A 12933-nucleotide genomic window follows, 5' to 3' on the forward strand; every position below is an offset into this window, starting at 1 on the left:
ACCGAACAAAAAAGAAAGACATATAAGGAAAATAGTACAAATTTATCAATTTGCATAAAAAATAAAAAGAAGTGGTAGATTTAATAAAAAATTCTACCACTTTGTCAACAGCCTGAAATCCTTTGTAAAAAGGATTTTTACTTTATCAAAAAGTATGCTATAAGCAAATATTATGTTATAATCTTTATAAAGATAAAAAAGTGTGTCATAAAAAAATGCGTATATAAATAATAGGAGGAGCTATTATTATGATGAATTTTAGAAATTGATTTGATACACATATTAAGAATTATTTTTGTCATTCTGACTGTTTTGCTGATCTTTTAAATGGTCTTATGTTTCAAGAAAAGTGTGTCATTGATGATAGTCATGTGTAGATTGTATATATACAACATTCCTTCGTCAGCATGAAGTCATGTCTATAATGAAAGAATATTTGATGTTTATTGGTCTTGATGAAAAGTAGTTTTAAAACAAGAATAAAAGAGATTTGATCTATGGATTAAAGATATTCAATAGAAGAATACCGATAGAAAAGGAATTGACTATTAGTCATGAAGTTAAGAAAATGATGTAAAAGATGTTTTCTTTAAAAAATAACAATCTCATAGAAGAATATTTAGTTCTTCTTTATAGTCATGGCATATAGGCAAAAAATGTTTTAAATTTATTTATGGAAGAATACCGATAGAAAAGGAATTGACTATTAGTCATGAAGTTATGAAAATTATGCAAAAGATGCTTTTCTTAAAAAAATAATAACCTTATAGAAGAATATTTAGATGATCTTTATAGTCATGGCATATAGGCAAAAAATTGTTTAAAATTTGTTTATGGAAGAATACCGATAGAAAAGGAATTGACTGTTAGTCATGAAGTTAAGAAAATGATGCAAAAGATGTTTTCCTTAAAAAAATAATAATCCCATAGAAGAATATTTAGTCAATCTATATAGTCATGGCATTGGACTTTATGTTATAATACATAAGTTAGTGGAGGTGGAAGCATGGCATATGAAGTTGTTCTTGAAGATTTTCAGGGTCCATTAGATTTATTGTTGCATTTAATTAAAGAAAAGGAAATGGATTTGGAAACTTTGGAAGTCTCAGTTATTACTGATCAATATCTTGCATATATTGATCAAATGGATGCTCAGCAATTAGAAACAATGTCAGAATATTTAGTCATGGCAGCACAGTTAATTGAGATGAAAAGTAAAATGCTTTTACCAGCCCAAAAGGTTGAATTGGAAGATGATTATCAAGAAGATCCAAGAGAACAGTTAATCAAACGATTAATTGAATATAAAAAATATAAAGATGTCTTAGATGAATTTAAAGAAAAATATGAACAAAGACAATATATTCATACAAAAGCTCCTGCTTTTATGGATGAATATGTTATTGATACAACAGAAATGATTCCAAATAATTTGGAAGTCTATGATTTAATTAGAGCTATGCAAAAGATGTTTCAAAGAAAAGCATTATTGGCACCATTAGAATCTAAAATAGCACGTGTTGAGATTTCTATTGATGAACGTAGTGATCAGATTAGACAGTATTTTCGTATACATAAAAATCAAAGAGTCAAGTTAGAAGATTTGTTTGAGGAACCAACAAAAATCTTCTTTGTGATTACTTTTTTATCTGTTCTTGTTTTAGTCAATAAAAATGAACTGGTTATTGAACAGGATGGAAACTTTGAAGATATCTATTTAAAGGAGAGAGTTTGATGGACAAAAATGAAATATTAAGTGTGATAGAAGGTATGTTGTTTTTATCAGGAGATGAAGGTTTAACAATCAAACAAATCTCTTCTGTTTTAAAATTAAGTAAAAAAGAAGCGACACAATATGTTGATGAACTGATTCAAATTGAAAATGATAAGACAATCAAAGGGTTTGAACTGGTTAATTTTGGTGGTGTCTATAAATTTGCCACACTTGCCAAACATCATGAATATTATCAAAGAATGATTGAACAAAGTGAAAATACATTGTCTAATGCAGCATTAGAAACTTTAGCAATCATTGCTTATAATCAACCTGTTACACGTGTACGTATTGAAGAAATACGTGGTGTTGGATGTGACGCGATGATTAGAAAACTAGCTGCGAAAGCTTTAATTAAAGAAGTTGGACGAGAAGATACACCGGGTAAACCCATCTTATATGGAGTGACAGATGAATTTATGGATGCATTTTCATTGACTTCCTTAGATGAATTGCCTGAATTAAAAGAAATGAAGGAAGATTTTGATCAGGAAGATATTTTTAATACGAAATATACAGAAGAATAATATTGTAGGGTAGGAGGATATCATGGCATATATTTATGCGATTTCAGATATTCATGGAAGATATGATTTATTAAAGAATGTTGTTGATGAATGGGTTCGTTTTGAAAATGGTGATCAATTGATTTTAGTTGGTGATTATGTTGATGGTGATCGTCATGGAAATTCATGTTTGACACTGCAATATATTTATCAGCTTCAAATTGCATATCCTCAACAGGTGATTGTTTTACAAGGAAACCATGAAGAATGGTTACTATCTTTTTTAGAAGATCGTGAAACTTATCTGGATACGCAAATAGATATGTCTTTTTCAACGTTAGAAAGTTTTACAGGTGAAGATGAAATGACATCCATCTATCAACGAGCATCTGCTTATCATCAAGATCGTTTCTCTATAATAGAAGATATGTATCATCAATGCCGTGAACTGATATGTCAAAAACATGCTTCTGTTATGAACTGGTTAAAACATTTACCTTATTATTATGAAAATGATCATCAGATCTTTGTGCATGCTGGTATTGAAGTCATTGATTATCAACCAGAACTATGGAAACAGGTATCAACAGTCAATACCTATTTGATGAAATATCCTGCCTCGCAAGGACAGTTTTATAAAAAAGTCATTGCTGGACATATTGGTACACATCAAGTAACTCATCAATCTGATTTTCATCAGATCTGTTGTTTAGGTGATTTTATATATTTAGATTCTTCTGTGATCACAACACAATTTTTAAATGTTTTACAATATGATTGTCAAACATATCGTTATCAGGGATTGATCAAAAAAAATCAACAATGGCAAACATATGATATAGCTCATTTTAACAAGTGATAGGATATTCTATCACTTTTTATTGACTTGCAAGTTACTCTATGCTAACATTTGGATACTTTGGTTAGATAAGACTAACAAAAAAGGAGAGTATTCATGTTTGACAAGAGATTATTAAAAGAAATGCCAGATGCAAAATCATATATATGGAAACAGGTATTTTGTCAATGGATAGCTTTATTGATGAATATTGTGTTGACGTTATTGATATGTGTTTTGTTTATACAGTTGTTTGATCAACAACTTTCCATAGAAAAAGTTGTTTTGATTTTACTTGTTATGATTGTATCTTTGATGATACGAGCTTATGTTTTAAAAAAGGCAACTTATTATTCTTTTAAAGGAGCAAGTCTTGTGAAAAAGACTTTAAGACAGCGTCTTTTTGAAAAAGTTTTAAGTTTAGGAAGTCATTATCAAGATCATGTTAGAACAAGTGAATTGGTTCAATTATCAGTAGAAGGTATTAATCAGTTAGAAACTTATTTTTCATTATATTTACCACAATTATTTTATAGTGTTTTAGCACCAGTCACATTATTTGTTTTGACAGCTTTCTTAGACTGGAAAAGTGCTTTGGTTTTATTTGTCTGTGTTCCATTGATTCCTGTTTCGATTATTTTCGTACAGAAGTTTGCCAAAAAACTGCTTTCTAAATATTGGAACAGCTATACAACACTAGGAGATAGTTTTTTAGAAAATCTTCAGGCACTCACAACATTAAAGATTTATCAAAGTGATGCTTATAAACAACAACAGATGAATCAGGAAGCAGAGAATTTTAGACGTATTACAATGCGTGTCTTGATTATGCAATTAAATAGTATCAGTATTATGGATATTGTTGCCTATGGTGGGGCAGGATTAGGATGCTTTTTTGCGATTACACATTTTCAAAATCAGACTTTATCATTGTTTGGCGCATTGTTTATTGTTTTGATGTCTTTTGAGTTCTTTATTCCATTAAGACAGTTAGGCTCTTTCTTTCATATTGCGATGAATGGTATTGCTGCGAGTGATAAAATCTTTAAAATCTTAGATTTGCCTGTATCATCAGATGGTCAATATGATTTAGATACTTCCTTTGATATCAGACTTGAACATGTTTCTTTTCAATATGATGACAAAAGACCTATTTTAAAGGATGTATCTTTACATATTCAGCCACATCAATTTATTGGTATTGTTGGAGAAAGTGGTTCAGGAAAAAGTACAATAGCTAAGTTAATGATGGGCTATCATCGTTGTTTAGAAGGATATCTTTATATGGGTGATCATCAACGTAGTGACCTTCGTGATGAGAGTTTTATGGAACATGTGATGTATGTGACACATGATCCTATGATATTGAAAGGAACGGTTAGAGAAAATCTAAATATGTTTTCACAGTATTGTGATGAACAGTTATGGGATGTATTAAAGCAAGTGTGTTTAGATGGCTTTTTCCATGAACAAATGGGATTGGATACGCCTTTATTAGAAAATGGAAGTAATTTATCTGGTGGACAAAAACAACGATTGAATCTTGCCAGAGCATTACTTAAAAACGTAGATGTCTATATTTTTGATGAGGCCACAAGTAATATTGATGTAGAGAGTGAAAACCATATTTTAAATGTCATTGAGACATTAATACAAACAAAAACGGTTATTTTCATTACCCATCGTTTACAAAGTGTGGTTCATTGTGATGAGATTTATGTGATGCAACAAGGGGCTTTGGTAGAACAGGGAACACATCAAAAGCTTATGCATCAAGAAGGCATTTATCATCATATGTATCAAAGTCAACAGGAATTGGAGGTGTATAGCCATGAATAATGTACAATTAATATGGAAAATGTTAAAACTTGTCAAACCATTAACACTTCCAATGTTAGGAGCTGTTTTGTTAGGTGTTTTAGGTTTTCTTTGTGCGATTGGTATTCCCGTTATAGCGGTGATGGCTATTTTACAGACAACAGGGATGTATGCACACTTTCCTCTTTCATGGGTTTTAGGTATTTTGCTATGTTTGGCAATACTAAGAGGTGTCCTTCATTATGGTGAACAGGCATTGAATCACTATATTGCGTTTAAACTTCTAGCGATTATACGTGATCATGTATACACGGCATTAAGACGTCTGGCACCAGCCAAATTGGATGGTAAAGACAAAGGCAACTTAATTTCTATTATTACCAATGATATTGAGTTACTTGAAGTTTTTTATGCTCATACGATTTCACCAGTTTTGATTGCTTTTTTCACATCTTTGATTTTATTGAAATTTTTTGCTCATATACATATATTCGCTATGATGATTGCCTTGATTGCTTATTTGATGATGGCCATTGTGATTCCCTTTTATGTCAATCACAAAGGGCAGGAGATAGGGCAAAAGAATCGTGATGCAATTGGTAATATGAGCAGTTTCCTATTAGAAAGCTATCGTGGTTTATCAACACTTTTACAATATCATGCTGGTAACAAACGTCTTGAACAGATGAATGAGCGTAGTGATTGTATTGAGGATATGCAAGGACAGATGAAAAATATTGAAGCTACGCAAATTGTAAGTTCACAATTGCTGATATCTATCTCATCTTTCGTTATGTTTATCGTGATGTATATTTTCTATTTACAAAATCAAGTCAATGTTTATCATGTCATAACAGCAGTAGTACTGATGCTTTCAAGTTTTGGACCAGTGATGGCCTTGTCTAATCTGGCAAATAATTTACTTTCTACATTAAGCAGTGGTCGTCGTGTCATGGCCATTTTAGAAGAAAAGGAAGCTATCTGTGAAGTGACGGGACAGCCTCATATATCATTTGATGATATCCACGTTGATGATGTGACGTTTGCTTATCAACAAGATGATCCTATTTTACAGAATCTTCATCTTCATTTTGATAAAGGAAAAGTGACAGGTATTATTGGAAAGAGTGGTAGTGGAAAATCGACTTTATTAAAGTTACTTATGCGTTTCTATGATCCTCTTCGTGGTGTGATCCAAATAGGTCAAACACCTTTAACAAATATCAATACATCTAATATGCGTCATATGTTTGCTTATGTGACACAGGACACTGTGTTATTCCATGATTCGATTGAAAATAATATTAAAATCGCAAAATTGGATGCTACAAGTGATGAGATTCAAGCAGCCTGTCAAAAAGCCAGTCTGCATGATTGGATTATGTCCTTACCTGAGGGTTATCAGACACCTGTCAGTGAACTGGGGTCATCATTATCAGGAGGAGAAAGACAAAGAATTTCACTAGCAAGAGCATTTCTGAGCCAGGCAGAATGTATTTTATTAGATGAACCAACAAGTAATTTAGATGTTTTAAATGAAGGGATTATTTTAAAAGCATTACAAAATGAAAAAGAGAGAACCATTATTCTTGTTTCTCATCGTGAATCGACAATGAAGATTGTCAATCAAACAATCAAAATGGATCAAGGTAGGGTCAGCTAATGAATATTGAAAAGAAACGACAAAGAGAAATGAAAGTTGTGGCTTTGATGATTCATTTATATTGTTTGCATCATGATGATATAGATGAAAAGACTTTAGTCAATTATGCTTTGAAGCGTATTGAAAAATGTCCCATGATGAAAGATAAAACATTTTGTAGTCAATGTCATATTCATTGTTATGAAAAGAATATGCAAAAGCAAATCAAAAAAGTCATGCGTTATAGTGGACCGAGAATGATTTTTTATCATCCTCTATTGGCTTTACGTCATGCTTTAAAAATTTAGGAGGAAGCGTATGCGTTATATTTATTTGATGATAGGAATGATTAGCTTTGGTCTAGGATTTATTGGGATTGTATTGCCTATATTACCAACAACACCCTTTCTTTTACTGGCTGGCTTTTGTTTTGCAAGGAGCTCTAAGCGTGTGCATAACTGGTTTGTATCTACAAAGGCTTATCAAAGACATTTAGAACCATTTGTTCAAAAAAGAGCAATGACTTTAAAAACAAAAATCTGTATTTTAAGTCTTGCCAGTTTCATGCTTGCTTTTCCATTGTTTTTGACAGACTTATGGTGGTTAAGAGTTTTTATTATTGGATTATATATTTTTAAATATTATTATTTCCTTTTTAAAATCAAAACAATCAAGTTAGAACACATATAAAAAACACATCCGAAGATGTGTTTTTTATATGGTTTAATCATCAATAACTGTTACGTTAGTAGCTTGAGGTCCTCTATCTCCTTCAACGATATCAAATTCAACAGTTTGACCTTCCTGTAAAGTTTTAAATCCTTCAGCGTTAATAGAAGAGAAATGAACAAAGATATCTTTGTCTTGACCTTCCATTGTAATAAAACCATAACCCTTATCAGATTTAAACCATTTCACTTTACCTGTACTCATTATGAAGTACCTCCTTAAAAGATTTCGCAAAAAACCAGTACTTCATTTTTAAACGACTAATAAATCTTTGCTTTGAAGAATAACTAATACTTTTAAAAATACGTGCTATGTTCCTTTGCTTTTTTATTATAACATAGAGTCGTTTATGGCACAAGTTCTTGTTGACAATAGAACAAAATAGGGTATCATTTGATTAGATAGAAAGGTGGATAATCATGTTAGAAAAATATGCTGAACTTATTATTAAACAAGGTGTGAATTTACAAAAAGGACAGGACTTATTCATTGAAGCGTCTATTGACAGTTATCAGCTTGTCCGTTTATTAACAAAAAAAGCTTATGAAGTGGGTGCAAAGGATGTGATTGTCAATTATCGTGATGAAGAAGTAACACGTTTAAGATATGAACATTGTGATCAAAAACATTTTGAAACAGTTCCACTTTATATTCAGGAAATGAGAAACCAATATGCGCTTCAACATGCAGCTTTGATTTCTATTGAATCATCTGATCCTGAATCATTGAAAGATATCGATCCATTAAAAATTCAAACTTGGAGTAAAGCGGTGCGTCAGGCTTGTCAGCCATTTTATGATGCATTAGATTTAGGGATTAATCGCTGGTGTATTGTGGGCGCTCCAAGTATTGGATGGGCAAATAAAGTCTTTCCAGAAATGAGTGACGGGGAAGCGGTTGATGCTTTATGGAAAGCTATTTTCAAGGTGACACGCTGTGATCAGGAAGATCCTATTGAAGCGTGGAATGAACATCGTCGTTCATTTGAAAGACGTGTTCGTATTTTAAATGAGAAGAAAATCAAATCCTTACATTATTCTAATAGTCTTGGAACAGATTTAACTATAGGTATGAATCCTCAATATTTATTTGCTGGAGGAGGAAGTTATACAACTGATGGGATTTATTCTTTTCCTAATATACCAACAGAAGAAATCTTTACTTCACCTGATTTCCATCAGGTCAATGGCGTTGTTTATAGCTCTATGCCTTTACATTATCAGGGACATATTGTTGATGAATTTAATATCACTTTTGAAAATGGACGTATTGTGGATTATCATGCTAAAGTGGGGCAGGATGTTTTAAAAAGCATTATTGAAACGGATGAAGGCAGTCATTATTTAGGTGAAGTGGCTTTCGTTCCTTATGATTCACCTATTCGCCAGTTAAATCTGATTTTTTATAATACATTATTTGATGAAAATGCATCTTGTCATTTGGCTATTGGTAAAGGTTTTGGTGAATGTATCAAAGATGGTCTTCAAATGAGTAAAGAGGAACTTTATCAACAGGGTATTAATGATTCTTTGACACATGTTGATTTTATGATTGGGACAAAAGATTTGTCTATTGAAGCCACTTTAGAAGATGGATCAACATTTATGATTTTTAAAGATGGAAACTTTGCATTTTAAAATTGACAAACGATAAGATTTTCATTAATATGATTTCTTAGAGACGTTAAGGAGGAAAATCATGTCAGAATTCAAAGAAGAAGTGCAAAAACGTAGAACTTTTGCTATCATTTCGCATCCAGATGCTGGGAAGACAACATTAACTGAAAAGTTTCTTCTTTATGGAGGAGCTATTCAGGAAGCTGGTATGGTCAAAGGAAAAAAGCAATCTAAACATGCTGTCAGTGACTGGATGGAAATTGAAAAACAAAGAGGAATTTCAGTCACATCATCTGTATTACAATTTAATTATGATGGTTTTTGTATTAATATTTTGGATACACCAGGGCATCAGGACTTCTCAGAAGATACGTATCGTACATTAATGGCGGCAGATAGTGCTGTCATGGTTATTGATGGTTCAAAAGGGGTCGAAGATCAGACACGTAAGCTATTTAAAGTTTGTGCTATGCGTCATATTCCTATTTTTACTTTTATTAATAAAATGGATAGGGAAGCTAAAGATCCTTATGAATTAATGGAAGAAATTGAACGTGAATTGGGAGTCGAAACATGTGCTGTTAACTGGCCAATTGGCTGTGGTAAAGAATTTAAAGGCGTTTATGAACGTCAAAAAGAAGAAGTTATTCGCTTTATTCCAGTTCAGGGTGGTAAAAAAGAAGTGGATGTTGAAGTTTGTGATGCGCATGATGAACAGTTAAAACAACATCTTGGGGAAACTTTGTATCAACAATTACAAGATGATATTGAATTATTAGATGGGGCAGGGGCACAGTTTGATATTGAACGTGTCCACAAAGGTGAACTATCACCTGTCTGCTTTGGCTCAGCACTTACAAATTTTGGTGTTGAACCATTCTTGAAACATTTCTTGTCAATGTCAACATCACCATTGCCTCGTCAAAGCAATATGGGTGAAATAGATCCATTTTCTGAAGATTTTAGTGCTTTTGTCTTTAAGATTCAGGCCAATATGAATAAAGCACATCGTGACCGTATGGCCTTTATGCGTGTTTGTTCAGGAAAGTTTACAAAAGGTATGGAAGTCTTCCACTATCAGGGTAATAAAAAGATTAAGTTAAATCAATCTAAACAACTGATGGCTGAAAATCGTGAAGAAATCGAAGAAGCATATTCAGGAGATATTATTGGTGTTTTTGATCCAGGTATTTTTTCGATTGGTGATACATTATGCACGGCTAAAAATAAATTTGCCTATGAAGGTATTCCGACTTTTGCGCCAGAACATTTTTCAACAATCAGAAATAAAGATACAATGAAACGTAAACAGTTTGTTAAAGGTGTAGAACAGATTGCTCAAGAGGGAGCTATTCAGATTTTTACTGAGCTTGGTGGCGGTATGGAAGAAATTATCGTTGGAGTTGTTGGAGTCTTACAGTTTGAGGTTTTAACATATCGTTTAAAAAATGAATACAATGTTGACATTGTCAGTACCCCTCTTCCATATCAATATATTCGTTGGATTAAAAATGATCAGGTTGATTTTAAGAAATTGAATCTTTCATCAGATACAAAGAAAGTTCAAGATTTAAAAGGACAATATTTATTACTGTTCTCTAATGAATGGGGTGTTCGTTGGGCAACAGATAAAAATCCTGATCTTGTTTTAGCAGAATTTTCACAAAACTAAATGATACTCACAAGGGTATCATTTTTCTTTTTTAGCCATATGAAAAGTGATAGAATATCTTTAAGGAGGTGTCACCTGTGGCTAATGAAGGAAAACGCTGTTATTGTCGCTGTGTTCAGGACATGCGTATGCAAATTGGTAAAGAAGAACTGATTATTTTTAAAAAAGGTCAAGTTTATTTATGTATGATTCGTACAGGTGACATGGAAGTTTCTTTTTATAAAATTTATGGAGAAGAGTTTTCTTTAAGTTGCAGTGAAGCTGAATTTAAAGAGTATTTTCAATTAGTAAAACATGCTCAATCTTATGAGAAATCATGATGTTTCTTTGTTTTTTATAAAAAATATGTTATGATGTCGTAGAAAGGGTGATTGTATTGACAAAAAAGACTTTTGAAATCTCTCATATTCAATCGGTTGAAGAATTGAATCATTTAAGTTTGAAATTAAATGAAAAAGAACAAGTTTCGCATATTAAGGTTAATAAAGATAGTATTGTTTTTCATTGTCTTGATATTGATGCTTTATTAAGTCTTATTCAAAGTATAAATAAAGATCTGGTTGTCAAAGAGGTCATTGATGGTAAAAAACGTGAATATGATTTTGCGAAAAAGAAAGATCGTCAATATTATTTCATGTTTAAAAATATGATTACAGAAGATGATATTTATGTTTTGGTTGAAAGAATAGAAAAAGATCATAGATATCAAAATGTACGTTATGATGCACAAAACAAGCTGTTATTACTGACATCTCATCAACGTGATGTTTTAAGTTTATTAAGAAAAGAATTGTTTAAGATCAATCCTTCTGTGGAAATCATTGAACATCATCGTCCTATTCGTTCACAGGATGTCTTTAATGAAAAATATTTACATACATATATTCGTGTGGGAATATTATTGGTTGTAATTGCTTTGGCTTTGGTAACATCTAAAGATCATACATGGATGACACCTGTTTTATGGTTGGTGACAGTCATTTTATTAGGAACACCTTTATTAAAAAAAGCTTGGGGAGATATTTTATCTAAGAAGTTTTTGAGTGAATCTCTTATCATATTTATAGCGATGGTTTTTGGAATTGTTTCAGGAGCTTACATTGAAACATGTTTTGCTTTGATTCTTTATGAACTGTCGACACCATTTTTAAATAAAGTTCTAGAACGTTCTTTACTTAAAATTGATAACGCTGTGGAAATGCCTGAAACAGGAATCAAATGGAAAGATGATACAGAAGAAAAAGTTTCTTTATATGATGTAGAAATTGGTGATATTCTGGAGGTTAAACCAGGAGAAACTGTTTCTATTCCAGGGACTATTCATAAAGGTGTTTCAGCAATGAGCACTTATTCTAATACCAGTACCTATGAACCTGTTGTTGTGAAAGAAGGAAGTCATGTACGTAGTGGTGATGTCAATGTTGGTGATATGCCTATTTATGTGCAGGTTGATGAAACTTATGAAAGTTCTAACTACATGAATTTAATGAATATTGCCAGTGTAGCACCAGTCTATGAATCAAAAGTAGAAAAATATACAAAACGTTTAGCACAATTTTATACACCTGTTATGACTATTCTAGGACTTCTTTTAGGTATTGTTTTACCGCTTGTTAATTTTGAAGATTATGGAGCATATATTCATGTTGGAGCCATCTTCCTTGTTATATCTGGTGCTTTATCAAGTGATCAGGCAACATCTTTAGGGATGTTGGCAGGATTTGCGAAAGCATTTCAAAATGGAATTATTGTTGAATCATCAATGGGGCTAGATTCAGTGAATGCAGCTCAGACTATTGTTTATGACCGTTTTGATGGGGTAGAGGTCACAAATGAGGAATTAAATCTGTTTAAAAAGCTATCTCATATGGGAAGAACATTAGTTATTTATAATGATGGTCCAGTGGCATTAGAAGATGATCAATATATGATTTATAACAATCTGACAAATGAAGAAAAAATGGAAAAAATGGATTCTTTAACGGGACCAGTTGTATATATTGGTGATACTTTTAAGGATATTGAACTTTTACAGAAAAGTTATGTCGGTATTTCTCGTGGTGGACTTGCTGATCCAAAAGTTGTAGAAAATAGTGATATTGTATTGATTGATGCCAATTTAAATAGAGTTTATGAAACTTTTGTTATTGCACGTCATATGCGTACAATTGCAGTTATGAATAATATTTTAACTGTTGTTGTTAAGATAGCAATGTTAATTGTCGCATTAAGCTGGACAGCTATTCCTTTATGGATTATTGTCTTGATTGAAATTTTATTAAAAGCTTTTGTAATGAGAAATTCAACATGTATTTTATAGAGTAGAATAGTCTACTCT

At 31.9% G+C, this 12933-nt stretch carries 12 protein-coding genes; 11 read left to right on the top strand and 1 reads right to left on the bottom strand.

What is annotated here, in order from left to right; all coding sequences use genetic code 11:
- Positions 1-1006 precede the first annotated feature (1006 nt).
- The 7 genes from B5E48_RS09250 to B5E48_RS09280 all read left to right on the top strand — a co-directional run bounded on the left by B5E48_RS09250 (position 1007) and on the right by B5E48_RS09280 (position 7268).
- Positions 1007-1735 carry a segregation/condensation protein A gene (locus B5E48_RS09250; RefSeq protein ID WP_087304842.1) on the top strand — a complete coding sequence of 243 codons (729 nt, stop codon included), beginning with the start codon at positions 1007-1009 and terminating at the stop codon, positions 1733-1735.
- Positions 1735-2301, top strand: a complete 567-nt coding sequence (gene scpB, locus B5E48_RS09255; RefSeq protein ID WP_087243187.1) for an SMC-Scp complex subunit ScpB — start codon at positions 1735-1737, stop codon at positions 2299-2301. The genes B5E48_RS09250 and scpB overlap by 1 nt, the downstream gene beginning before the upstream one ends.
- A 22-nt stretch (positions 2302-2323) precedes the next feature.
- On the top strand, positions 2324-3139 hold the full coding sequence (locus B5E48_RS09260) for a metallophosphoesterase (protein ID WP_087304843.1): 816 nt from the start codon (positions 2324-2326) through the stop codon (positions 3137-3139).
- Positions 3140-3235: 96 nt separating this feature from the next.
- Entirely contained in the window at positions 3236-4957 is a 1722-nt protein-coding gene (locus B5E48_RS09265) for an ABC transporter ATP-binding protein/permease (protein WP_087304844.1), read from the top strand.
- Complete coding sequence (locus B5E48_RS09270; protein WP_087304845.1) at positions 4950-6599, top strand: amino acid ABC transporter ATP-binding/permease protein; 1650 nt, start codon at positions 4950-4952, stop codon at positions 6597-6599. Before B5E48_RS09265 ends, B5E48_RS09270 begins: the two co-directional genes overlap by 8 nt.
- On the top strand, positions 6599-6886 hold the full coding sequence (locus B5E48_RS09275) for a nitrous oxide-stimulated promoter family protein (RefSeq protein ID WP_087243191.1): 288 nt from the start codon (positions 6599-6601) through the stop codon (positions 6884-6886). The genes B5E48_RS09270 and B5E48_RS09275 overlap by 1 nt, the downstream gene beginning before the upstream one ends.
- Before the next feature lie 10 nt (positions 6887-6896).
- Positions 6897-7268 carry a YbaN family protein gene (locus B5E48_RS09280; RefSeq protein ID WP_087243192.1) on the top strand — a complete coding sequence of 124 codons (372 nt, stop codon included), beginning with the start codon at positions 6897-6899 and terminating at the stop codon, positions 7266-7268.
- A gap of 33 nt (positions 7269-7301) precedes the next feature.
- On the opposite strand, the gene B5E48_RS09285 is transcribed toward B5E48_RS09280, so the two are convergent.
- A complete protein-coding gene (locus tag B5E48_RS09285; RefSeq protein WP_087304846.1) occupies positions 7302-7511 on the bottom strand; it encodes a cold-shock protein in 210 nt (69 codons plus the stop codon).
- A 215-nt stretch (positions 7512-7726) separates the two neighbouring features.
- Between B5E48_RS09285 and B5E48_RS09290 the strand changes: the two genes are divergently transcribed.
- The 4 genes from B5E48_RS09290 (at position 7727) to B5E48_RS09305 (ending at position 12915) form a co-directional block, all read left to right on the top strand.
- Positions 7727-8944 carry an aminopeptidase gene (locus B5E48_RS09290; RefSeq protein WP_087304847.1) on the top strand — a complete coding sequence of 406 codons (1218 nt, stop codon included), beginning with the start codon at positions 7727-7729 and terminating at the stop codon, positions 8942-8944.
- A gap of 61 nt (positions 8945-9005) precedes the next feature.
- On the top strand, positions 9006-10595 hold the full coding sequence (locus tag B5E48_RS09295) for a peptide chain release factor 3 (RefSeq protein ID WP_087304848.1): 1590 nt from the start codon (positions 9006-9008) through the stop codon (positions 10593-10595).
- Between the two features lie 77 nt (positions 10596-10672).
- Complete coding sequence (locus tag B5E48_RS09300; protein WP_087297141.1) at positions 10673-10915, top strand: hypothetical protein; 243 nt, start codon at positions 10673-10675, stop codon at positions 10913-10915.
- Positions 10916-10971: 56 nt separating this feature from the next.
- The gene (locus B5E48_RS09305) at positions 10972-12915 is read left to right on the top strand and encodes a P-type ATPase actuator domain-containing protein (RefSeq protein ID WP_241146958.1); all 1944 of its coding nucleotides are present in this window, start codon (positions 10972-10974) and stop codon (positions 12913-12915) included.
- The last annotated feature ends 18 nt before the right edge of the window (positions 12916-12933 follow it).

This window comes from Massilimicrobiota sp. An105, assembly GCF_002161155.1.
Taxonomy (GTDB): Bacteria; Bacillota_I; Bacilli_A; order Erysipelotrichales; family Coprobacillaceae; genus Allocoprobacillus; species Allocoprobacillus merdigallinarum.

Coding starts and splice junctions, on each gene's coding strand:
- B5E48_RS09250 (WP_087304842.1), top strand. CDS start 1,007: ATGGCATATGAAGTTGTTCTTGAAGATTTTCAGGGTCCATTAGATTTA.
- scpB (WP_087243187.1), top strand. CDS start 1,735: ATGGACAAAAATGAAATATTAAGTGTGATAGAAGGTATGTTGTTTTTA.
- B5E48_RS09260 (WP_087304843.1), top strand. CDS start 2,324: ATGGCATATATTTATGCGATTTCAGATATTCATGGAAGATATGATTTA.
- B5E48_RS09265 (WP_087304844.1), top strand. CDS start 3,236: ATGTTTGACAAGAGATTATTAAAAGAAATGCCAGATGCAAAATCATAT.
- B5E48_RS09270 (WP_087304845.1), top strand. CDS start 4,950: ATGAATAATGTACAATTAATATGGAAAATGTTAAAACTTGTCAAACCA.
- B5E48_RS09275 (WP_087243191.1), top strand. CDS start 6,599: ATGAATATTGAAAAGAAACGACAAAGAGAAATGAAAGTTGTGGCTTTG.
- B5E48_RS09280 (WP_087243192.1), top strand. CDS start 6,897: ATGCGTTATATTTATTTGATGATAGGAATGATTAGCTTTGGTCTAGGA.
- B5E48_RS09285 (WP_087304846.1), bottom strand. CDS start 7,511: ATGAGTACAGGTAAAGTGAAATGGTTTAAATCTGATAAGGGTTATGGT.
- B5E48_RS09290 (WP_087304847.1), top strand. CDS start 7,727: ATGTTAGAAAAATATGCTGAACTTATTATTAAACAAGGTGTGAATTTA.
- B5E48_RS09295 (WP_087304848.1), top strand. CDS start 9,006: ATGTCAGAATTCAAAGAAGAAGTGCAAAAACGTAGAACTTTTGCTATC.